The 22,236-nt window shown below is 68.2% G+C and carries 17 protein-coding genes and 1 pseudogene; 9 read left to right on the top strand and 9 right to left on the bottom strand.

Features of this window, described 5'->3' with window-relative positions:
* The first annotated feature begins 63 nt into the window (after positions 1-63).
* Positions 64-1,881, top strand: coding sequence for a formylglycine-generating enzyme family protein (locus XCSCFBP4642_RS0112930; RefSeq protein WP_228325633.1), 1,818 nt, complete (start codon positions 64-66; stop codon positions 1,879-1,881).
* Between the two features lie 470 nt (positions 1,882-2,351).
* Positions 2,352-3,599 carry an AcvB/VirJ family lysyl-phosphatidylglycerol hydrolase gene (locus XCSCFBP4642_RS0112925; protein WP_029220159.1) on the top strand — a complete coding sequence of 416 codons (1,248 nt, stop codon included), beginning with the start codon at positions 2,352-2,354 and terminating at the stop codon, positions 3,597-3,599.
* A gap of 28 nt (positions 3,600-3,627) precedes the next feature.
* Here XCSCFBP4642_RS0112925 and xseA read toward each other — a convergent pair whose 3' ends face one another.
* Positions 3,628-4,965: an exodeoxyribonuclease VII large subunit gene (xseA, locus tag XCSCFBP4642_RS0112920; protein WP_029220158.1), complete on the bottom strand. Its 1,338-nt coding sequence runs from the start codon at positions 4,963-4,965 to the stop codon at positions 3,628-3,630.
* Between the two features lie 147 nt (positions 4,966-5,112).
* Entirely contained in the window at positions 5,113-6,180 is a 1,068-nt protein-coding gene (queG, locus tag XCSCFBP4642_RS0112915) for a tRNA epoxyqueuosine(34) reductase QueG (RefSeq protein WP_029220157.1), read from the bottom strand.
* 24 nt (positions 6,181-6,204) lie between these two features.
* On the opposite strand from queG, the gene XCSCFBP4642_RS0112910 reads away from it, so the two are divergent.
* From XCSCFBP4642_RS0112910 to XCSCFBP4642_RS0112885, 6 genes are all read left to right on the top strand, one after another.
* Entirely contained in the window at positions 6,205-7,692 is a 1,488-nt protein-coding gene (locus XCSCFBP4642_RS0112910; protein WP_029220156.1) for a bifunctional ADP-dependent NAD(P)H-hydrate dehydratase/NAD(P)H-hydrate epimerase, read from the top strand.
* A complete protein-coding gene (tsaE, locus tag XCSCFBP4642_RS0112905) occupies positions 7,689-8,189 on the top strand; it encodes a tRNA (adenosine(37)-N6)-threonylcarbamoyltransferase complex ATPase subunit type 1 TsaE (protein ID WP_029220155.1) in 501 nt (166 codons plus the stop codon). The genes XCSCFBP4642_RS0112910 and tsaE overlap by 4 nt, the downstream gene beginning before the upstream one ends.
* A 70-nt stretch (positions 8,190-8,259) precedes the next feature.
* A complete protein-coding gene (locus XCSCFBP4642_RS0112900) occupies positions 8,260-9,927 on the top strand; it encodes an N-acetylmuramoyl-L-alanine amidase (RefSeq protein ID WP_029220154.1) in 1,668 nt (555 codons plus the stop codon).
* Positions 9,928-10,065: 138 nt separating this feature from the next.
* Complete coding sequence (gene mutL, locus XCSCFBP4642_RS0112895; RefSeq protein WP_029220153.1) at positions 10,066-11,940, top strand: DNA mismatch repair endonuclease MutL; 1,875 nt, start codon at positions 10,066-10,068, stop codon at positions 11,938-11,940.
* Complete coding sequence (locus XCSCFBP4642_RS0112890) at positions 11,940-12,875, top strand: DUF1684 domain-containing protein (protein ID WP_029220152.1); 936 nt, start codon at positions 11,940-11,942, stop codon at positions 12,873-12,875. Before mutL ends, XCSCFBP4642_RS0112890 begins: the two co-directional genes overlap by 1 nt.
* A 33-nt stretch (positions 12,876-12,908) precedes the next feature.
* On the top strand, positions 12,909-13,871 hold the full coding sequence (locus tag XCSCFBP4642_RS0112885) for a TraB/GumN family protein (RefSeq protein WP_029220151.1): 963 nt from the start codon (positions 12,909-12,911) through the stop codon (positions 13,869-13,871).
* A gap of 43 nt (positions 13,872-13,914) precedes the next feature.
* On the opposite strand, the gene phaR is transcribed toward XCSCFBP4642_RS0112885, so the two are convergent.
* The 3 genes from phaR to gluQRS all read right to left on the bottom strand — a co-directional run bounded on the left by phaR (position 13,915) and on the right by gluQRS (position 16,376).
* Positions 13,915-14,490, bottom strand: coding sequence for a polyhydroxyalkanoate synthesis repressor PhaR (phaR, locus tag XCSCFBP4642_RS0112880; RefSeq protein WP_029220150.1), 576 nt, complete (start codon positions 14,488-14,490; stop codon positions 13,915-13,917).
* Between the two features lie 159 nt (positions 14,491-14,649).
* Complete coding sequence (gene phbB / locus XCSCFBP4642_RS0112875; protein WP_029220149.1) at positions 14,650-15,390, bottom strand: beta-ketoacyl-ACP reductase; 741 nt, start codon at positions 15,388-15,390, stop codon at positions 14,650-14,652.
* 86 nt (positions 15,391-15,476) lie between these two features.
* Complete coding sequence (gene gluQRS / locus XCSCFBP4642_RS0112870; protein WP_029220148.1) at positions 15,477-16,376, bottom strand: tRNA glutamyl-Q(34) synthetase GluQRS; 900 nt, start codon at positions 16,374-16,376, stop codon at positions 15,477-15,479.
* A 97-nt stretch (positions 16,377-16,473) separates the two neighbouring features.
* Between gluQRS and htpX the strand changes: the two genes are divergently transcribed.
* Positions 16,474-17,352: a protease HtpX gene (htpX, locus tag XCSCFBP4642_RS0112865; protein ID WP_029220147.1), complete on the top strand. Its 879-nt coding sequence runs from the start codon at positions 16,474-16,476 to the stop codon at positions 17,350-17,352.
* 227 nt (positions 17,353-17,579) lie between these two features.
* Here the strand turns inward: htpX and XCSCFBP4642_RS0112860 are convergent, their stop codons facing one another.
* The 4 genes and pseudogenes from XCSCFBP4642_RS0112860 to XCSCFBP4642_RS27085 all read right to left on the bottom strand — a co-directional run bounded on the left by XCSCFBP4642_RS0112860 (position 17,580) and on the right by XCSCFBP4642_RS27085 (position 22,131).
* Positions 17,580-19,649, bottom strand: a complete 2,070-nt coding sequence (locus tag XCSCFBP4642_RS0112860) for an EAL domain-containing response regulator (protein WP_029220146.1) — start codon at positions 19,647-19,649, stop codon at positions 17,580-17,582.
* Between the two features lie 231 nt (positions 19,650-19,880).
* Entirely contained in the window at positions 19,881-21,062 is a 1,182-nt protein-coding gene (locus tag XCSCFBP4642_RS0112855) for a BaiN/RdsA family NAD(P)/FAD-dependent oxidoreductase (protein WP_029220145.1), read from the bottom strand.
* Complete coding sequence (locus tag XCSCFBP4642_RS0112850) at positions 21,059-21,607, bottom strand: YaeQ family protein (RefSeq protein WP_029220144.1); 549 nt, start codon at positions 21,605-21,607, stop codon at positions 21,059-21,061. The genes XCSCFBP4642_RS0112855 and XCSCFBP4642_RS0112850 overlap by 4 nt, the downstream gene beginning before the upstream one ends.
* A 56-nt stretch (positions 21,608-21,663) precedes the next feature.
* A pseudogene (locus XCSCFBP4642_RS27085) lies at positions 21,664-22,131 on the bottom strand (YaiI/YqxD family protein).
* Between the last annotated feature and the right edge of the window lie 105 nt (positions 22,132-22,236).

Below are 22,236 nucleotides of genomic sequence, written 5' to 3'. Positions count from 1 at the left end.
AAGGAGCAGGTGGTGGGCAAGTGTGGCAAGCGGATCGCAGCGTGGGCATTGGTCGCGCTCAGCATGTGCGGCTGTTCGCGTGCTCCCGCACCGGCACCTGCACCCGCCGCTGCGCGCGCGCAGGCGGCGAGCGCGCAGCCCGCGACGCCAAATGTGTCGATCGGCGGCGAAGCATCGGCCGAGACCGTCGCGCAGTGGCAGCCGCCGGCGGTGGACCTGGGTGAGGAACCGCTGCCGCAGGCACGCAAGCGCGCCGAGCAGGCGCTGCAGGACGACCGCCTGTATCGCGACGCAGACGATGCGATTCCCTTGTATCTGGCGATCGAACAACGCGCCGGCGGCAAGGATGCGGCCAGCCGGCGTGGTCTGGAACGGGCACGCGCACGGTTGATCGAGCGCGGCCACGCGTTGATCGCACAGAGCGATCGCCAGCAGGATGCGCTGGACCAGGCGCGTGAACTGGCCAGCGTCGGCATGGCGCTGGCGCCGCAGGATCCGAAGGTGCGCGCCCTGCAGCGCGAGGTGGAAACCGCCCAGCGCGTGCTCGCCTTCAATCGCGCCGGCGAGGACGACCTGCGCGCGGGTCGGTTGGGCGAAGACGGCAATGGCGCGCTGGCGAACTTCCGCGATGCCGCGCAGCTGGACCCGGACAATCCGCGCACCCGCCAGGGGCTGGCGGCGGTGGAGAGCGGACTGCTGGAGCGCGCCGAGCGCGCGGGCGAGGCCAGCGACTTCATCGGCGCCCGCTACTGGCTGCAGATGGCCGCGCAGGTACGCGAGCGTGCGCCCACCATCGCCGATGCGCGCGCACGGATCGAACGCCTGCGCCGTGCGCAGATCGCCGCCCTGCACGATGCCGGGCTGCACGACCTGACCTCTCCGCGCGGGCTCAAGGCCGCCGGCGAGACCCTGGCCGAGGTGCTGCGCATCGCCGACCCGGGCGATCCGATGGCCGGAGACCTGCGCCGCCGCCTGGAACTGGCGACCCACTACGGCAGCTTCCGCCCCGGGCAGGTGTTCACCGACGGGCTCAAGCTCGGCGGGCGTGGCCCACAGATGATCGTGGTGCCGCATGGCGCCTTCCAGATGGGCGCGGGCGATGCCGAACCAGGCGCGTCCGACAATGAGCGGCCGGCGCATTACGTGCGCTTCGCACGCGGTTTTGCGCTGTCGATCACCGAGGTGACGGTGGCCGAGTTCCGCCAGTTCGTCGAAGCCACCGGCGCGCGCCCGCGCGCCACCCGGCGCGGGCATTCGGTGGTCTACGACGAGCGCAGCGGCAACTTCATCCGCCGCAGCGGCGTGGACTGGCAGTCCGACTACAACGGCGCGCAGGCCGCGCCCAACAGCCCGGTGATGCATGTCAGCATCCGCGACGCCGAAGCGTATGCGGCCTGGCTGTCGGAACAGACCGGCCGCCATTACCACGTGCCCAGCGAAGCCGAATTCGAGTACGCGGTGCGGGCCGGCACCACCGGGCGGTATCCCTGGGGCAATGCCGGCTCGCCGCCGCGCGATGCCGGCAACTTCACCGGTGGCAACGATGTCTCGCGCAGCGGCCGGCACTGGAACAATGGTTTCGTCGGGTATGGCGACGGCTTCTGGGGGCCGGCGCCGGTAGGCAGCTTCCGCGCCAACGCCTGGGGGCTGCACGACATGGGCGGCAACCTGAGCGAATGGGTGGCCGACTGCTGGCACGCCAGCTATCGCCGCGCACCGGGCGATGGCGCGGCCTGGTTCAACCCGGGTTGCCGGCAGCGCATGATCCGCGGTGGCAGCTGGGCCAATTCGCCGCAGCAGACGCGTGCGGCCTGGCGGCAGTCGCAGGACTCGGACACCACCAGCGCACGCATCGGCTTCCGGGTGGCGCGCGGGATCTAGCTGCAGCGCTGCTGCAAGCCGTCTTCAGGATGCCGCGTGACCGGCGGATGAGCCGGGGAGAACCAGCCAGCTTCCACCGCAGTGTTCCGCCCTGCCATCGAACTGCTGGCGCTTGTTGACCCGTGCCGCTGATACGAACAGACGCAGGCGGCAGCAGCGCATCTGGCTGGATACTGGGGCGGGTGCGACGCGGCTGGGCGTGTGGATGCACCATCGCTTGCGACATCTGCAATTGCAATGCTGCGCGCCCGCCGCAAGCCGACGTTTGACGATTGCCCGGTGCCGCGGCGATGCGATCTTCAGGGCAGGCAAACGGCGCGCTGGCGCAGCGATCCACCCGCGGCATGGCCCGCCTCTTGCCATCGGTGCCGCGCCGGCTCGCTTAACCGCAGTGAACACACTGTGGAGACCCCTGGAACCGGCCCGCGCCAGCGTGGTCGAATCGCCAGCGCTTCTGACGGACTGCCGCGATGGGCATGGGAATCACACTGTTTCGTTGGGTCATGGCGATCCTGCTGATCGGCGGCAGCGGCTACGCCGTGGCGCGGCACCTGTCGGACGGCGATACCGCCGGCCATTATCGTTCGGTGGAGGTCATCCGCCCCGAGGGCACGCCCAAGGCGATGGTGATAGTGCTGCCCAACAGCGGCCACCCGGAGCAAACGCAACACCTGGCCGACATGCTCAGCAATGACGGCGCGTTGGTCGCGGTGGTCGATACCGCCAGCTATCGCGAGCGCGTGCGCTCGCATCACGCCGCCTGCAGCTCGCTGGCCGACGACGCCGAGCGGCTGGGCAAGAAACTGCTGCGCGCCGAGCATGTGGATGCTTTTCTGCCGCCGGTGCTGGTGGGGCAGGGCGATGGTGCGGTGCTGGCGCGGCAGGCGCTGGCCTCGGCGGCGCCCGATGTGCTCGGCGGCGCGGTGGTGGCCGATGCCGGCAGTACCGACGCGGGGCTGGCATGCTCGCGCAACGTGCCCGATGCCAATCAGGGATTCCTGGACGACCTGGTCGACGGCGCCAGCCCGATGCAGATCGCCGCTGCCACGCGCGGCCATTTCCAGGCCGCGCAGGCACACGGCCTGGGCGATCTGCCGCTGGTCGAACTGCATGCGCCGGGTAGCGACCGCCTGGTGGTGATGCTGTCCGGCGATGGCGGCTGGCGCGAACTGGACAAGGGCATTGCCGCGCAGTTGCAGCAGCAGGGCGTTTCGGTGGTCGGCTGGAACAGCCTGCGCTATTTCTGGGCCAGCCGCACGCCACAGCAGATCGGCGCGGATCTGGACCGGGTCATCGCCGCCTACCGGCAGCGCTGGCATATCCAGCATGTGGCGCTGGTCGGCTATTCGTTCGGGGCCGATGTGCTGCCGTTCGCCTACCCGGATCTGTCGCCACTGCAACGTGCCTCGGTGCAATTCGTCAGCCTGCTCGGTCTTGGCCACCAGGCCGATTTCAAGGTGCGCGTCGGTGGCTGGCTGGGCTGGCACAACGATGCCGAGCGCGATGTGGAGCCCGCACTGCAGGCATTCGACCTGCAGCGTGTGCAATGCATCTACGGCACCGAAGAAAAGGACACCTTGTGCCCCGAACTGCGCGCACGCGGCGTGGAGGTGGTTTCGCGGCCGGGTGGTCATCACTTCGATCACGACCCGGTGGGACTGACCCACCTGCTGATGCAGGGCTGGCAGCATGCCGCGCAGCTGCCAGTGCGGGGCTGACGACGGTTCGCTACGTTCTGTCAGCCGCTCAGTCGTCGCCGGGCTCCACGCGCACATCGATGCTGCCGTCGGCCAGCTGTGCACGCAGGCGCTCGCCCGGGGCTACCTCGGCAGCGCTGCGGATCACCTGTCCGTCTGCCGGGCGCGTCACGATGGCATAGCCGCGTGCGACGGTGGCCAGCGGGCTTACCGCTTCCAGCGAGCGCACCACGCTGCGCAACCTTAAGCGATCGTGCTGCAGACGCCGTTGCATGGCGGCCTGCGGATGCAGGGCGCGCAGACGTTGCTGAAGGCTGGCCAGATTGCGCTGCGGCGTGTGCGCCTGCAACCGCGTCTGCGCACGCTGCAGGCGGGCCTGCAGGCGTTCCAGCAACTGGGTCATGCGCCCGTGCAGGCGGCGTGCGGCGTCCTCCTGGCGGCGTTGCAGCAGGTGCAGGCGCGCCTGCGGGCTATGCGCACGCAACCGCAAGGCCAGCCGGTCGGCCCGCTGCATCGCGTTGCCCAGGGCATGCTGCTGCAGCTGGGCCAGGCGCGCGCGCGCGCGCCGGACCCGCGCCACCAGCTCGCGCTGATCGGGCACCAGCAGTTCGGCCGCCACCGAGGGCGTGGGCGCACGCACGTCGGCGACGAAATCGCTCAGGCTGAAGTCGGTCTCATGCCCGACCGCCGACACTACCGGCGTCTGCGCCGCGGCGATCGCGCGCGCCAACGCTTCGTCGTTGAAGGCCCACAGGTCTTCCAGCGAGCCGCCGCCGCGGGTGATCAGGATGACGTCGTAGCGCGCTGAGGCATCGGCGCGCTGAAGCAGCGCAGTGATCTGCGCCGCGGCGCTCTCGCCCTGTACCAGCGACGGCAACAGGTCCACTTCCAGCAACGGGAAACGCCGTGCCAGCACGCTGAGCACGTCGCGCACTGCCGCACCGCTGGGCGAAGTGATCACTGCCAGCCGGCGCACGTGCGCGGGCAGGGCTCGCTTGCGCTCGGCATCGAACAGGCCTTCGGCAGCCAGCCGCGCACGCAGCGCGTCGAAGGCGCGGCGCAGCGCGCCTTCGCCGGCTTCTTCCATGTGGTCGAGCACCAGCTGGTAGTCGCCGCGCGCTTCGTACAGAGTCAAACGGCCGCGTGCGAGCACGCGCAGGCCTTCTCTTGGCTGGAATTTCAACCAGGTGCTCTTGGGTTTGAACATCGCGCAGCGGATCTGCGCGCGCGCATCCTTGAGCGTGAAGTACAGATGCCCCGACGACGGACGGGTGACGCTGCTCAGTTCGGCTTCCACCCAGACCAGCGGGAAGCTGCCTTCGAGCAGGTCGCGTGCCAGCGTATTGAGCTGGCTGGGAGTGAGGATCTGTTGGGTGCGTTCAGCCATCGCCGCATTATCCCGCAGCGGCGCAGATCCTGGGTGATCGGCTGAGGTGACGCCACGACGCCCCGGCTGCAGCGATGGCCTGATGCGCGCGACGACGTGGCCGCAACCAGCGGTGGAGTGCAGTGCGGTCAACCGGATGCAGGCCGCTCACAGGCCATGTTGCGCCAGCGCCCAGCCCACGTGTTCGCGCACCAGTCCGGATTCATCGTGCCGGCGTGCCTCCAGCGACGCCAGAACCTCCGGCGTGCCCGGTGCATTGCCCAGGCCCACCGCGATGTTGCGCAGCCAGCGCTCGTGTCCACTGCGGCGGAGCGGGCTGCCTTCGGTGCGCTGCAGGAACTCGGCCTGGTTCCAGGCGAACAGCTGTGGCAACGTGGCCACATCCAGGTCGTTGCGGGCGCGGAAGTCGGCTTCGTCGGTGCGCTTGGCGAACTTGTTCCAGGGGCAGATCAGCTGGCAATCGTCGCAACCAAAGATGCGGTTGCCGATCGGCTTGCGCATGTCTTCGGGAATGGCGCCATCGTGTTCGATGGTGAGGTAGGCGATGCAGCGGCGTGCATCCAGGCGATAGGGGGCGATGATGGCCTGGGTGGGGCAGATGTCGATGCAACGCGTGCAGGTGCCGCAATGCGCGGTGGCGGGCGTATCGATCGGCAGCGGCAGGTCCAGGTAGATCTCGCCCAGGAAAAACCACGAGCCGCCGTTGCGATCGATCAGGCAGGTGTGTTTGCCGATCCAGCCCAGCCCGGCGTTGCGCGCCAGCGCGCGCTCCAGTACCGGCGCGGAATCCACGAATACGCGGTAACCGAAGCTGCCGATCTCGCCCTGGATGCGCTCGGCCAGCGTCTGCAGCCGGTTGCGCATCAGCTTGTGGTAGTCGCGTCCCAGGGCGTAGCGCGCCACGTAGGCACGGGTGCCGTCGTGCAAGGTGTTCCAGGCTTCGGTGTCGTCCTTGCGGCCATAATCCATGCCCACCGACAGCACCCGCAAGGTGCCTGGCACCAGCTCCTGCGGGCGCGAGCGCTTGTCGCCGTGCTGGGCCATCCAGTGCATGGTGCCGTACAGGCCTTCTGCCAGCCAGCTGCGCAGATGCGCTTCGTCTTCGCCCAGTTCGATACCGGTGATGCCGCAGCGTTGAAAGCCCGCTTCGCGCGCAAGCACGCGGATGCGCGCGGCAGCATCGGCGGGGTCGGGGCGGGCGAGGACGGCGGACATGGCGACAAGTATAGAATTCCCGGCATGTACGCACCGCCTGCTCTTTACGATACCGCTGCCGCGCGCACGCTCGATGCGCGGGCCACCACGCTGCTCGGTGGCGATGGCTACACGCTGATGCAACGCGCCGGCCAGGCCGCCTGGCAGTGGCTGCTGGAACGCTGGCCGCAGGCGCGCCGCATCGTGGTGGTATGCGGCACCGGCAACAACGGTGGCGATGGCTATGTGCTGGCGCGGCTGGCGCAGCGGGCCGGACGCCAGGTGCGGGTGGTGCATCTACCCGGACACGGGCCTGGCTCGGTCCTGGCACAGCGCGCCTGTACCGACTATCTGGCGGTGGGCGGCGCCATCGAACTGTTTCCGTATCCACTGGCGCAGGCCGATGTGATCGTCGATGCGCTGTTCGGGATCGGCCTGAACCGCGCGCCGGATGCGCCGACCGCCGCGCTGATCGAGGCCATCAATGCGGCCGGTCGACCGGTCCTGGCGCTGGATGTGCCCAGCGGCATCGATGCCGATCACGGCGTGGCCTTCGGAACCGCCGTGCGTGCGGAGGCCACCCTGCAATTCATCGTGCCGCACGTCGGCCTGCATACCGGCGATGCGCTGGAGTATTCCGGCGAGCGCGGCATCGCAGCGCTGGACGTGCCGCCCTCCGCATTCGACGGGCTGGCGCCTGCCGCGCACGGCTGGGAGAGCGATGCACTGGCTGCGCAGTTGCGCCCACGGCGGCGCAATACCCACAAGGGCGAGTCCGGGCGTGTGCTGTGCATTGGCGGCAATCTCGGCAGCGGCGGCGCCATCCTGCTGACCGCCGAGGCGGCGCTGCGCAGCGGTGCCGGATTGGGGCAGGTGGCCACGCGCGCCGAGCATGTCGCGCCGCTGCTGGCGCGCTGCCCCGAGGCGATGGCACGCGCGGTGCAGGCCGGCGACGAAATCGCCGCCCTCGCCGAGGCCGCCGATGTGATCGCGCTGGGGCCCGGGCTGGGCCAGGACGCCTGGGCGCAGGCGTTGTGGCAGGCCGCGCTGGCGACCGACACAGCGCTGGTCATCGATGCCGATGCGCTGAACCTGCTGGCCGGCAATCCGCTGCCTGCGCGTGGCCCGCGCGTGCTCACCCCGCATCCTGGCGAGGCCGGACGCCTGCTCGGGGTGTCGACCGCAGACATCCAGCACGACCGCCTGGCGGCCTCCGCCGCGCTGGCGCAGCGCTACGACGCGGTGGTGGTGCTCAAAGGCGCCGGCAGCGTGGTCGCCGCGCCGCACGCAGTGCCGCGCATCATCGACGCCGGCAACCCCGGCATGGCGGTCGGCGGCATGGGCGATCTGCTGACCGGTGTGATCGCCGCCCTGCTGGGGCAGGGGTGGTCGCCGCTCGATGCGGCCAGCCTGGGCGCCTTGCTGCATGGCTGCGCCGGCGATGCGGCCGCCTGCGAGGGCGAGCGCGGGCTGCTGCCGACCGACCTGCTGCCGCCGCTGCGCCGCCTTGCCAACTCCGGAACCCGTCCATGACCCAGCTCGACGCCCATCTGATCGATGCCGACGCCACCGAAACCCTGGGCCGTGCACTGGCGGCGGTGCGGCCCGCCACTGCGGTGGTACAGCTGCAGGGCGATCTGGGCGCCGGCAAATCCACCCTGGCGCGCGCCCTGCTGCGCGCACTCGGCGTCACCGGCCCGATCCGCAGCCCCACCTACACGCTGATCGAGCGCTATCGGCTGGCGACCGGCGACGAAGCCTGGCATCTGGATCTGTACCGCATCGGCAACGCGGGCGAACTGGATTTCCTCGGCCTGGACGAGGGCAGTGCCAGCCTGTGGTTGATCGAATGGCCCGAGCGCGGTGCAGGCGCGCTGCCACCGGTGGATCTGGATGTGGAACTGGCGGTAGACGGCGACGGCCGCCGTGTGCACCTGCTCGGTCGCAGCACAACCGGGCGCGACTGGCTGCGGGCGTTGGTCGATCAGGTCGAGTTGCAGCCCCTTTTTGCCGGCGAACAGGAAGAATGAACGCCAGGTTACGGATTATTAAGGGAAATCACCTTGCAATTCACAGGCGTGGATGATTGAATCCAGCGCCATGACACCGGGGATCCGCCAAGTTTGTCTTTCCGTCCTGACCGCCAGCCTCAGCCTGGCGGTTTTTGCTGCCTGGGCCGGCGAAATCAAGGGCGTTGGCGTGACCACCGGCGCCACCGGCACGCGGGCCGAGATCCAGCTCGCCGGTAGCGGTGGCTTCAAGACCTTGTCGCTGGTCAACCCGAACCGCCTGGTGGTGGACTTCCCGGATTCGGCGGCAGCGCGTGGTCTCACACTACCGGCCGCCACTGGCCTGGTGACGTCGGTGCGCACGGGTCAGCCGGTGCCGGGCACGTTCCGCGTGGTGTTCGAACTTGCGAGCCCGGTCACCGCGTTGAAGCCGCAGATGCAGACCCTGGGCAGCGCTTCGACGCTGGTGATCGAGTGGCCGGGCGATCCGACTCCGGCAGCCGCAACTGCGGTTGCTGCGACCGGCACTGCGAGCGCGCCGCCGCCACGCCCGCTCAACGCACAGGCCGAAGCCGCGCGCGCCACCGCGGCACTGGCGGCGTCGGCGCAACGCGCGCTCTCCGCGCCGCCGCCAGCGCCCACACCTGTTCCACCGCCTGCTGCTACTCGGGTTGCTGTTGCCGTTCCTGCATCGGCCATGCCGACCGTCACTCCGGCTGCGGTGCCCACCACGGTTGCTACCGGTGTGCCGACGCCGCGTCCAGGCACTGCTGCTGCGGTGGCATCTGCCGCCGGCCCTGCGCGTGGCACAGGCACCGGCGGTCAGACGGGCGGCGCGACTGCCGCCGCCATTCTCAATGGCGCAAGCGCACCGACGGGAGCTGCGGCCGCGGGCGTGTCCACGCCGGGCGCAGCCGTTGCCAGTGCGGATGACGATGCGCCCCCGCGTCCGGTCCTGCCCAGCGAAGCGTCGCGGGTCAAGATGGCGCCTGGCATGCGGCCGTTGATCGTCGCCATCGATCCCGGTCACGGCGGCCAGGATCCGGGCGCAATGGGCCCCACCGGCAAGCGCGAAAAGGACGTCACCCTGGCCGTGGGCCGTGAGCTGGCGCGCCAGATCAACGCCACGCCCGGCATGAAGGCCTATCTGACGCGCGATACCGACGTGTTCATTCCGTTGCCGATGCGCGCGCAAAAGGCGCGCGCCGCCAAGGCCGACATCTTTATCTCGATCCATGCCGACGCTGCGGAAAACCGCAGCGCCACCGGCTCGTCCGTATATGTGCTTTCGACCAAGGGCGCCTCTTCGCAACGCGCGCGCTGGCTGGCCGACAAGGAAAATGCCGCCGATCTGGTCGGCGGCGTGCGCCTGCAGCAGACCGAAAGCACCCTGGCCAACGTGTTGCTGGATCTTGCGCAAAGCGGCCACATGAAGGCTTCCGAAGACGCGGCCAGCCATGTGCTGGGTGGCCTCAAGCGCATCGGCAATAACCACAAGCCGCAACTGGAGCGCGCCAACTTCGCGGTGCTGCGCACCTCGGACATGCCGGCCATGCTGGTGGAAACGGCCTTCATTTCCAATCCGGACGAAGAGCGTCGCCTGATCGACCCGGCCTACCAGCGCAAGATCGCCGCAGCAGTGCTGGACGGCATCGATACCTTCTTCACCCGCCAGCCGCCACCGGGCACCTTGTTTGCAGCACGCGCGCAGGCCGAGGCCGAGGCCGCCGTGGGCACCGTGGCCGGCGGCAGCCGCTGACACGCTCGGCTATCATTCGGCACTGATTCCCGAGATGTCGGCGCCTGTGCGCCGCCGGGTTGCCGTGCCGAGGTCTGTCTTGTCCGTGTCACCCCCGATGTCCTGCATGCCGCGCGTCCTGCGCCGGAGTGCGCGCTGATGGCGATCCGTCAGCTGCCCGAGATCCTGATCAACCAGATCGCTGCCGGCGAGGTCGTCGAGCGGCCTGCCTCGGTGGTCAAGGAACTGGTCGAGAACGCGCTCGATGCCGGCGCCAGCCGCGTGGACATCGATCTGGAAGAGGGCGGCGTACGGCTGATCCGCATCCGCGACAATGGCGGCGGCATCACCGCGGACGAGCTGCCGCTGGCGGTGTCGCGGCATGCCACCAGCAAGATCGCCTCGCTGGATGATCTGGAAACCGTCGCCACGCTGGGATTCCGCGGCGAAGCGCTGCCGTCGATCGCCTCGGTCAGCCGTTTCACCCTGATCTCGCGCCGTCACGATGCCGACCATGGCTCGGTGCTGCAGATCGAAGGCGGGCGCCTGGGCGAGGTGACACCGCATGCGCACGCGCCCGGCACCACGGTGGAAGTACGCGAGCTGTTCTTCAACGTGCCGGCGCGACGCAAGTTCCTGCGCGCCGAACGCACCGAGCTCGGGCACATCGAAGAATGGCTGCGCTCGTTGGCGCTGGCGCGGCCGGACGTGGAATTGCGCATCTCGCACAACGGCAAGCCTTCGCGCCGGTACAAACCGGGCGATCTGTATTCGGATGCGCGCCTGGGCGAAACGCTGGGCGAGGATTTCGCGCGCCAGGCCTTGCGGGTGGATCACAGCGGCGCCGGCCTGCGCCTGCACGGCTGGGTGGCGCAGCCGCATTACTCGCGTGCCAGCACCGACCAGCAGTATCTCTACGTCAACGGCCGCTCGGTGCGCGACCGTAGCGTGGCGCATGCGGTCAAGATGGCCTATGGCGATGTGCTGTTCCATGGGCGCCAGCCGGCCTACGTCTTGTTCCTGGAACTGGATCCGGCGCGGGTGGACGTCAATGTGCATCCGGCCAAGCACGAGGTGCGCTTCCGCGAGGCGCGGCTGATCCACGATTTCGTCTATCGCACCCTGCAGGACGCGCTGGCACAGACCCGCGCCGGTGCCATGCCCGGCAGCATCGGCAGCGATGCCGCGGGTGACACCCTGGCTGCGCCGGGTGCGCCTGGTAACTTCGGTGGTGGTGGTGCCAGTTATGGGCCTGCTGCGGGGAGTGGCGGTGGCTCGACAGGCTATGCCAGCTGGCGCCCGTCGCAGACGCCGCTCGGCCTGCGCGTGGACGAGGCTCGCGCGGCCTACAGCGCGCTGTACGCACCGCCCGACAGCGCCGCACAGGCGTCGAGCGTCGTGCCGGTGGTCTCCGGCACCGGTCTGCCGCCCACCGCTGCAGACAGTGGTGTGCCGCCGCTCGGCTATGCCGTGGCGCAGCTGCACGGCATCTATATCCTGGCCGAGAACGCCGAAGGCCTGATCGTGGTGGACATGCACGCCGCGCACGAACGCATCGGCTACGAACGCCTGAAGAACGCCCACGACAGTATCGGCCTGCATGCGCAGCCGCTGCTGGTGCCGATGACGCTGGCCGTGGGCGAGCGCGAATCCGATACCGCCGAGCGCGAAGCCGACACCCTGGCCAGCCTGGGCTTCGACATCACCCGTGCCGGCCCGCAATCGTTGCACGTGCGCAGCATTCCCGCGCTGCTGGCCAATGCCGAGCCGGAGGCCTTGCTGCGCGACGTGCTGGGCGATCTGCGCGAGCATGGCCAGAGCCGCCGCATCGCCAGTGCCCGCGACGAGCTGCTGTCGACCATGGCCTGCCACGGCGCGGTGCGTGCGAACCGCCGCCTCACCGTGCCGGAAATGAATGCCTTGCTGCGCGACATGGAAGCCACCGAGCGCTCGGGCCAATGCAACCATGGCCGTCCCACCTGGGCTCGGTTTACGCTGGGCGAAATCGATCGTTGGTTTCTCAGGGGGCGGTAATGGCAGTGCACAGGGGGAGACGCTGGTGGATGGTCATGCTGGTGGTGGCAACGCTGGCCGGTTGCGGCCGCGATGCGCCGCCGGCGGCTGCGCCGGTGGTGCTGGACAAGGCCTTTCTGGCCGACACCGCAGCCTGGCGCGAAAGCCGCCTGGAAGAGTTGCGTGCACCCGATGGCTGGACCAGCCTGGTCGGCCTGCACTGGCTGACGCTGAAGGCGCATTACATCGGCCGCAGTGCCGACAGCGGCATCAGGCTCGCGGTCGGGCCGCCGAAGATGGGCATGGTGTCGACCGAGGGCTCGACGGTGTGGTTCGTGCCCGAGCGCGGCGCCGCGCTCACCGTCGATGGCAAGCCGCTGACCGGCAGGATCCGCTTCCAGTCCGATCGCGATTTGCAGCCCACCCTGATCCGGTTCGACGACGGCAAGGGCGTGCTCAGCCTGATCCATCGCGGCGACCGTTACGCGCTGCGGGTCAAGCATGCCGATGCGCCATCGCGCACCGCATTCACCGGATTGGATCATTGGCCGGTGGATCCGTCCTGGCGCATTACCGCGCGTTACGTGCCCAACGATGTCGGCAAGACCCTGCCGATCGTGGACATCGTCGGCATCACCAGCGCGCAGGCCAATGCCGGCGCGATCGAGTTCGAACGCGATGGCAAGACCTATCGCCTGGAAACGATCGGCGAACCTGGCCGCCCGGGCTTGGTGGTGTTCGCCGATCGCACCAGCGGGCACGGCAGCTATCCGGCCGGGCGCTTCCTGGACCTGGAGGTGCCCGACGTCTCCGGGCACGTGGTGGTGGATTTCAATCGCGCCTACAACCCGCCATGCGCGTTCACGCCATTTGCCACCTGCCCATTGCCGCCCCCGGAAAACCGCATCGACCTGGCGGTCGCGGCGGGCGAGAAGACCTACAAGGTGCCGCACTGACGTGGCGAAGGGGGCGCGGTGACAGGAGTTTCGATGACCATGCGTGGACGTGCGCGGTTCGCTGGCTGGTGGGGCGGGGCACTGTTGGTGCTGGCGCTATGGAGCGGGGCGGTTGCCTCGAGCTGGGCGCGCGGTACTGCCGATGCGCCTGCCGGCCCGCCGGTACCATTGCTGTGGAAGGTCGACGGCAAGGGCGGCACGCTCTACTTGCTGGGCTCGTTCCATGTGCTCAAGCCCAGCGACTACCCGCTGTCGCCGGACGTGATGCAGGCATTCGCCAAGGCCGACCGCCTGTTGTTCGAGCTGCCGCCGGCCGATGCGCAATCGCCGGAGCTGGCCGCGCGCATGCTGCAGGTGGCACGGCGCACCGACGGGCGCACCCTGCAGGACGCGCTGGATGCCAGGACCTGGCAGGCACTCAGTGCCTATGCGCGCAAGCACGGCATGTCGCTCGAGGCGCTGCAGTCGCTCAAGCCGTGGTTCGTGGCGCTGTCGATCAGCCTGGCCGAGATGGCGCTCCAGGGCATGGACCCGAACGCGGGCCTGGACCATTACCTGATGCAGCAGGCGCAGTCCCGCGGCAGGCCGGCCGACGGGCTGGAACGCGCCGAGGAACAGCTCACCCTGCTCGACGGCATGACCCCCACCGAGCAGCACCAGTTGCTCGAAGAAGCGCTGGACGAAGCCGATACCACCGACCAGCTGCGCCAGCTGCATGCAGCCTGGCGCAACGGCGACGTGCAGACGCTGACCACGCAGATGGGCGAGGACATGCGCAGACAGTATCCGGCGCTGTATCAGGACATCAACGTCGAGCGCAACGCGCGTTGGGTACCGCGATTGGAAACGCAATTGGGCAAGGGCAGCGGAACCACGCTGGTGGTGGTCGGTGCCTTGCACCTGCTGGGCAACGATGGCGTGGTGGAGCGCTTGCGCGGCCGCGGCTACCACGTGGAGCGGATCTGCTCGGTCTGCGCTGCGCAGGCCGGCCGCTGACGGTTTGCGCGTAGAGCCGTTCGGCCCCACGCGCGACGATCGATCACCCGCGGTTGCGGGCCTTGCCGGCGGTGCCGGAGTGGTTGCCCGATGCGCCATGCGTGCCGGTGCCCATCGGACCGCTGCCCATGCTGCCGGCGCCGGGCGGAGTCGGCGGCGTGCCGGGGCCGCCCGGACGGCCGAAACCGGCGCCGAAGTTGCGCTGGAATTCCTGCCACAGCTCCAGGTTGCGCTCGGTCAGCTGGTTCATCATCGCCCACGGAGTCTGCCCGAGCAGGTTGCCCATCTGTTGGCGGAACTGCTGTTGCTGGTCCAGGAACACCTGCATGCTGCGCTCCAGGTAATTGCCCATAAAGCCCTGCAGCGAATCCCCGTAGAAGCGGATGATCTGGCTGAGCAGCTGGGTGGACAGCATCGGTTCGCCGTCCTGTTCCTGGTCGGCGATGATCTGCAACAGGACCGCGCGGCTCAAATCTTCGCCACTCTTGGCGTCGCGGACTTCGAACTCTTCGCCATCGATGATCAGCTGGCGTACGTCTTCGATCGTGATGTAACTGGAAATCTCGGTGTCGTAGAGACGGCGATTGGGATACTTCTTGATGATGCGAAGTCCGGCCATGGAACGTTCACTCGCACTGATAGTGCGCGCAGGATGGCGCAGCGCAGCAGCGGTTGCAACAGCCAAACCGCCTTATTTGCTTAAACGGACACATTGAAAATGTTGCGCAGCATGGTTTTCGGGGCAAATCCATGCTGCACCGCAAAGTTGCAGCAAGGGTCACCAGCCCATGTGGTGGCCGCCGTTGATGTCCATGTTGGCGCCGGTGATCCAGGCGGCCTCTTCCGCCACCAGGAACGCCACCGCGTAGGCGATCTCTTCCGGGCGGCCCAGGCGGCCGGTGGGGATGTCGGCCACGATCTTGGCGCGCACTTCCTCCGGCACCGCCATGACCATGTCGGTGGCCACGTAACCGGGCGAGACCGTGTTGACGGTGACGCCGAAGGCGGCGTTCTCGCGCGCCAGCGAAATGGTGAAGCCGTGCATGCCGGCCTTGGCCGCGGCGTAATTGGCCTGGCCGTACTGGCCCTTGAGCCCGTTGATGGAGCTGATCTGGATCACCCGGCCCCAACCGCGCTTGCGCATGCCCTCGATCACCGGGCGGGTGACGTTGAACACCGAGTTGAGGTTGGTGTTGATGACGTCGTGCCACTGTTCGGCGGTCATGCGGTGGAAGGTGGTGTCGCGGGTGATGCCGGCGTTGTTGACCAAGACCTCGATCGGCCCCAGCGCCGCTTCGACATCTTCCACCAAGGCGCGCGCATGTTCGGACGAGGCCACATCGCCACGGAACAAGGCCACCTCGTAGCCCTGCGCCTGCATGCGTTGTTGCCAGTCGCGGGCCTTTTCCTCGTTGCGAAAATTGCTGGCGACCCGATGGCCCTGGTCGGCCAGGCGCTTGCAGATGGCGGTACCGATACCGCCGGTGCCGCCGGTGACCAATGCGACGCGAGATGTCATGACGACTCCAATGAGCAGGTAAGACTGGAGGCGATCAGGGCCGTGGCGCAGGCGCCGCGCCCGGATGCCGGTGCTGGGGCGCAATTCTAGTCACGCAGCGGGGGCGATGCGCGCATGGCCAGGCCGGGCGTGGGCGTTGCCCGCAGCAACTCCGGCGAAAAATGCTGCACGGCATGCTGCAGCAGCGTGTCCACGCCGCCGTGGCGCGGCAGTGCAGCAGGCGGCTGGCCCAGTGCCTGCCAGGCGGCGCGTAGCGCCGGCAGCGGGTCGGCATCGTCCAACGCCGGGGCGGCATGCGACTTGGACAGCTTGCGGCCCTCGGCGTCCAGGATCAGCGGCAGGTGCAGGTAGCGCGGCTGCGGCAGGCCCAGTGCGCGCTGCAGCACCAGCTGGCGCGGGGTGGAATCGAGCAGGTCGGCGCCGCGCACCACGTCGGTGATGGCCTGCGCCGCATCGTCCACGACCACGGCAAGCTGGTAGGCCCAGTAGGCGTCCGCACGACGCAGCACCACATCGCCCACGTCCGCATGGACGTCCTGCACCACGTGACCCTGCAACGCATCGTCGAAGCCGACCGGCGGCTGCGGCGGCACCCGCAGGCGTACCGCGCGGCGTGCGCCCAGGGGCGCGACACAGGCATGGTGGATACCGCCCATGTCCGCCAGATCGGCACGGCTGCAGCTGCATTCGAACGCCAGCCCGGCCTCCATCAGGGTGGTGAGTGCGGTGGTGTAATGCACGTCGCGATCGGATTGCCGGATCACCGGCAGGTCCGACACCAGGCCAAAGGCAGCCAGGGTGCGCAGTTGGCGCTCGGACGCACCGGCTTCGGCGCGTGGTGGATCGATGTCTTCGATGCGCACGCACCACTGCCCGTCGGCATGGCGGGCGAGCAGCCAGCTGCCGAAGGCGGCCAGCAGCGAGCCGAAGTGCAGCGGTCCGGTCGGGGAGGGCGCGAAGCGGCCGCGGTAGGAAGGTGAGGGCATGGACGGCTGAATCGTCGGTCAGGTATGCGCTTGATTTCAAGCGGTGATGTCCGCAGATCCCCAGCAGTTCATCCCCTTCGAGCGGAGCCCGCGCGTCATGTTCAACCGCATTTTCCTGTTCCTTGCGACCAATCTGGCGGTGTTGCTGCTCGCCAGCGTCGTCATGTCGGTGTTGGGCGTCAATTCCGCACAGATGGGCGGCCTGCTGGTGATGGGCGCCATCTTCGGCTTCGGCGGTTCCTTCATCTCGCTGCTGCTGTCCAAGTTCATGGCCAAGCGCAGCACCGGCGCCCAGGTGATCACCGCGCCGCGCACGCCGACCGAGCGCTGGCTGGTCGAGACGGTCCAGCGCCAGGCCCAGGCTGCCGGCATCGGCATGCCGGAAGTGGCGATCTACGACGCACCGGACATCAATGCCTTTGCCACCGGGGCCAATCGCAACAACGCGCTGGTCGCCGTTTCGACCGGCCTGCTGCAGAACATGAGCCAGGACGAGGCCGAGGCCGTGCTCGGCCACGAGATCGCCCACGTGGCCAATGGCGACATGGTGACCATGGCCCTGCTGCAGGGTGTGCTGAACACCTTCGTGATCGTGCTGGCGCGCGTGGTTGGCGGTGTTATCGACAGCACCTTGTCGGGCAACCGTGAGGGTGGCCGTGGTTTCGCTTACTACATCATCGTGTTCGCGCTGGAGATGGTGCTGGGGATGTTCGCTACCATGATCGCGATGTGGTTCTCGCGTGGTCGCGAGTTCCGCGCCGATGCCGGTGGCGCACAGCTGGCCGGCCGCGGCAAGATGATCTCCGCCCTGGAACGCCTGTCGCTCAATCACGGGCAGAGCAGCTTGCCCTCGCAGGTGCAGGCCTTCGGTATCTCCGGCGCGGTCGGCGATGGGTTGCGTCGTCTGTTCCTGAGCCACCCGCCGTTGAGCGAGCGTATTGCCGCGCTGCGTGCGGCCAATGGCACGGCACTATAAATGGCTCCGAGATCGCGGCGGCTCCGCGTGATGCGGGAGCCGCCTCCCCAGTCGGTACCGATCATCGGTGCAAGGGCCACTTGAGCGCGCCACCCACACTCAACGCTACAGTCGCCCGCTGCATCGTCCAGTCGCAAGCCCATCGACAGCGTATCGGCTTCAAGGACACAAAAAAACCCGCGCCTTGCGGGTTTTTTGTTTTCCTGCGTTACCGGCTTTCGGTTGCCTCAGCCGAACTCGTAGTTCATCAGCGGCCCGGTGGGCGCAACGAAATCGCCTTGCACATAGTCCACGCCTGCACTGAAGAAACTACTCATCGACTGCGCATCGGCAACAAATTCGGCCACGGTCAAGATGCCGGCCGGCTGCGCGCGCGAGGTGATTTCGCGAATCTTCTCCTGGCTTTCGCGGGCCGAGGCGACGTCGCCGGTGATGCCGCGGTCCAGCTTGAGGAAGGCCGGCTGGAAGTGTGCGAGCAGCTGGAACGAGTCCAGCCCCGAGCCGAATTGTTCCAGCCCGACCTTGCAGCCCATCGCCGATACCGCCGCCAGAAACTGCTGCGCATTGCGCAGATGCGTGAACACCTTCGATTCCGGGGTCTGCAGCCATAGCCGTTCGCCCGGTACGCCGTAGACCGCCAACTGCTCGCGGATGGTGTCGATCATCTGCGGGTCGGAGAACGAGTTGGGCCCGATACGGACCAGCAGGTGCGTCTTGTGCCCCGCACGCTGCCGCTCGCCGAGCTGGCGGATCGCGCGCGCCACCACCCAGCGGTCGATCTCGGTGATCAGATCGTGTTCTTCGGCAATCGCCATGAAGGCGTTCGGCGACATCATCTCGCCGTTGCGCTCCAGCCGCAGGAAGGCCTGGTACAGCTCCAGCGGTTCGCCCTGCAGGTTGAGCACCGGCTGGTAGTGCAGCAGGAAGCCGTCGCCCACCAGCGCTTCGCGCAGGTGTTCGACCCAGCGCGCGATGCGTTCTTCCTCGGCCCGGTCCGAGGCTGCCGGGTCGTAGATGCTGACCGCATTGCCGCCCAGCTCGGCGGTGGTGCGCACCGCCTCGGTGCCGCGATTGAGCACCTGGCCGATGCTGGCGATCTTTTCGCCGATCTGCACCCCGCCGATGCTCACGGTCACCGTGGCCGAGCGCGCGCCGACACTGAAGACATGTTGCGCAAACGCATCGCGCACGGCTTCGGCCGTGGCATGGGTACGCGCGTAGTTGCCGTCCATCAGCAGCGCGAAACTGTGCTCGCCGAAGCGCGCGGCCACCACGCTCTCATCCACCACGCCGGCCACATGTGCGGCCATCGCGGCGATCAGGGCATCGGCCGAATCCAGTCCAATCTCGGGGAGGATGCGCGTGTAGTGGTCGGGCTCGATCAGCAGGAAGCCGGACTGGCCCTCGCTGCGGCCGGCCTGTGCCACCGCCTGTTCCAGCGCCACCATGAAGGTGGGGCGGTTGAGCAGGCCGGTGACCTGGTCGCGCTGGCGCAGGTCTTCGACCTCGCGTGCCAGTTCCGGGTCGAATTCCTCGCGGCGGCGGAACACCACCTGGATGCAGGGCTCGCCTTCGTAGGTGGCGGTGGCAAATTCCATCGTTGCCGGGAAGGTGTCGCCTTCCAGCCGGCGTGCGTCGACCTTGTACTGCGCCGGCGGCGGCTCGCCCTTGGCCATCGCCTTCAGCAGCTGCTTGAAATCGTCGACGTATTGCGCGGCGATCATGTCCAGCAGCGAGACGCCCTCGACATCGTCGAACGACTCGAAGCCGAACATTTCCAGATACGCCTCATTGGCGCGGATATGCATGCCTTCGTGCACGTAGGCGATGGGGTCGCGCGAGGAAGCGATCAACGCATCGCAGCGGCGCTCGGTCTCGCGCATCTGCGCTTCGATGCGGCGCAGGCCACGGCGTGCCTGCAGGTCGGCCCACTCCGAGCGCACCAGCGCCAGCAGATGCTCGGGACGATGACGCAAGGCGATGGCACGCACGCCATGGGAAGCTGCCTCGACAATGGCGCTCTCTTCGATCCGCTCGGCCAGCAGGATGACCGGAATGTCCTTGCCGCTGCCTGCAATCTGCGCCTGCAGGGCGCTCATCGGCACCTGCTGGGCCTGACCCTGGATGGCCAGATCGATCTGACCCGAGAGCATGCCGGCCAGCTCCTCCTGGTTCTGCGGCCGCGATGGACGCACCGCAATGCCGCCGTTGCGCAGCGCGGTGACGATGGTCTCGGCACTCTCCACGCTGTCGTCGACGATCATCAGGCGGAGGGTGAGATCTTTGCCTTTTTGCATGCGCGGCTCCCTAGAGACGGGCTTTAATACACGAAGGGGTTTGACACGTCCATGTGTGTGGATCATGCCGCATCCAGTGTGAGACGTGGCGCAAGGATTAGGCCGCCGGTGACCACGCCAAGCAGGGTGATCGGCCTTCGATGCGTGGACGATTGCCGTGTCTGTCGTCGTCCCAGGCGCGCCGATGTCGTACTCGGTCGCCGATGCCGCTGCGCTTTTCTAGCCGTGCGCTTATGCCACGCTTCCGGCGGCATGCCCGGATGCCCACGCCCACTGAAAGTTGTACCCGCCCAGCCAGCCGGTAACATCCAGCACCTCGCCGACGAAGTACAGGCCGGCGGTCAGCCGCGACTCCATGGTGGCACTGGAGACCTGGTGGGTATCGACGCCGCCCAGGGTGACTTCCGCGGTGCGGTAGCCCTCGGTTCCGCTGGCGATCAGTGGAAACGCACCGAGCAGATCGGCCGCGCTCTGCACCTGCGGCGGGTCCAGCTGCCGCACCGGCTGGTCCGGCAGCCAGACCTCGCACAGCCGCTGCGCGAAGCGCCGCGGCAGCACATCGCCCAGCACGTTGCGCAGTTCGGTGGCGCCACGCTGCTGCTTCTGCTCGCGCAGCCAGGCTGCCGCATCGTGGCCGGGCAGCAGGTCCAGGCGCAGGTCCTCGCCCGGTTGCCAATAGGAAGAGATCTGCAGGATCGCCGGCCCGCTGACGCCGCGATGGGTCAGCAGCATGAAATTGCGGAAACTGACGCCGTTGCAGTGCGCTTCCACCGGCAAGGCCAGCCCGGACAGGTCCTGCAGGCGCTCCTGGTGCTTGCCGCTCAAGGTGAGCGGTACCAGCCCGGCGCGTGTCGGCAGCAGCGTGTGACCGAACTGTCGGGCCAGCGCATAGCCGAAGCCGCTGGCGCCCATGCTGGGAATCGACAGCCCGCCGGTGGCGACGATCAGCGATTGCGTCTGCACGCGGCCGGTGCTGGTCTGCACGCTGAACCCGTCGCTGTCGCGCTGCACAGATTGCACCTCGCACTGGGTGCGGATCTGCACCCCGGCCGCCTCGCACTCGTCCAGCAGCAGGCGCACGATCTGCTTTGACGAGATGTCGCAGAACAGCTGGCCCAGCTCCTTCTCGTGGTACGCAATGCCATGGCGTTCGACCAGCTCCACGAAATCGCCAGAGCTGTAGCGCGCCAGGGCGGATTTGCAGAAATGCCGGTTGGCGGAGATGAAGTTGCCCGGCGTGGTGCCGGTATTGGTGAAGTTGCAGCGCCCGCCGCCGGACATCAGGATCTTCTTGCCCACCTTGTTGGCATGGTCGATCACCAGCACCTGGCGGCCGCGGCGGCCGGCGGTGAAGGCGCTCATCAGGCCGGCGGCCCCGGCGCCGATGACCAGCACGTCGCACCGCATGTTCATTCGGCCGGCGCTTGCCGCACCATCGGGGTCAGGGTGACGCTGCCATGGTCGGCCAGCATCTGCACTTCGCCGTCCTGGATGATCACGTCAAAGCGCATACCGCGCTGGATCAATGCGCCCAGCGCCTCGGTGGCCTGCGATTCGAGTTCGATCACGCGCAGGTTGCGGTGCCTGCCCATGGCATTGGCATGCTTTTTCCGCCAGGTTTCGGTGGCCTGGCCGCCGTAGCCGATGACCACCACCTCGCGCGAGCGATTGCAGGCCTTGCGCACGCGGCTTTCGTCGGGCTGGCCGAGGTCGATCCACAGGTCGGGGTCGCCGGTGTAGTCGCGCCGCCACAGGTCCGGCTCGTCGTCGTTGCTGAGGCCGCGGCCGAATTCCAGCCGGTCGTCGGCGAACAACGCGAATGCCAGCAACCGCACCATCAGCCGTTCATCGGTTTCGGAGGGGTGCTGGGCCAGGGTCAGCGAATGGTTGGCGTAATAGCCGCGATCCATGTCGCTGATCTGCAGTTCCGCCCTGCGGACGGTGGCGGTGAGAGCCATCAGGAAACCAGATGCAAAGGGCGGCCATGATACGCCCGCGGGTTGGTGCGCGGACGCTAGCGTTGGGCGGGCTGCCGCGCCAGCCAGCGGTCCAGCTGTGCGGCAAAGGCCTGGCGGTCGCGTGCATGCAGCGCCCGTGGTCACGCCGGCTCCGCGCAGTTCTTCCAGAAAGCCACGCACCGACAGGCGTTCGGCGAGTGTCCGGAAAAAAGGGCTCGCCACGCGGACTGACTGCTGCCGCACCGCGCTCCAGCGCACGTGCCGCCAGCGCAATGTCCTGAGTCACCACCGGGTGGCCTGGCTGTACCCGGTCTGCAAAGGCGTCGTCGGCCGCATCGGGTCCGCCGGGAACCTGCAGGGCCCGCACATGCGCCAGGGTCGGGGTGCAAGTAGTGGTTGGCTACCAGGGTCGCCGGGATGCCGGTGCGCCGGGCGGCGCGGAACAGGATGTCGCGGATGACTGCAGGGCAGGCGTCGGCGTCCCCCCGGATCTGCGCCGGGCGTGCCAGGTTGGGCGTATTCATCTGTGAAATCGGGAGGGAAATGGCCCGACAGGCGGTCGGAACATGCCCGACAGCAAAACTTTCGTCTGAAGGTGTCGCTTTTTACATAAAACACGAGTACTGTGC

This window comes from Xanthomonas cassavae CFBP 4642 (genome assembly GCF_000454545.1).
Taxonomy (GTDB): domain Bacteria; phylum Pseudomonadota; class Gammaproteobacteria; order Xanthomonadales; family Xanthomonadaceae; genus Xanthomonas; species Xanthomonas cassavae.
The sequence above is the reverse complement of the archived record's forward strand: the minus strand, read 5'-3'. Positions and strand labels throughout refer to the sequence as shown.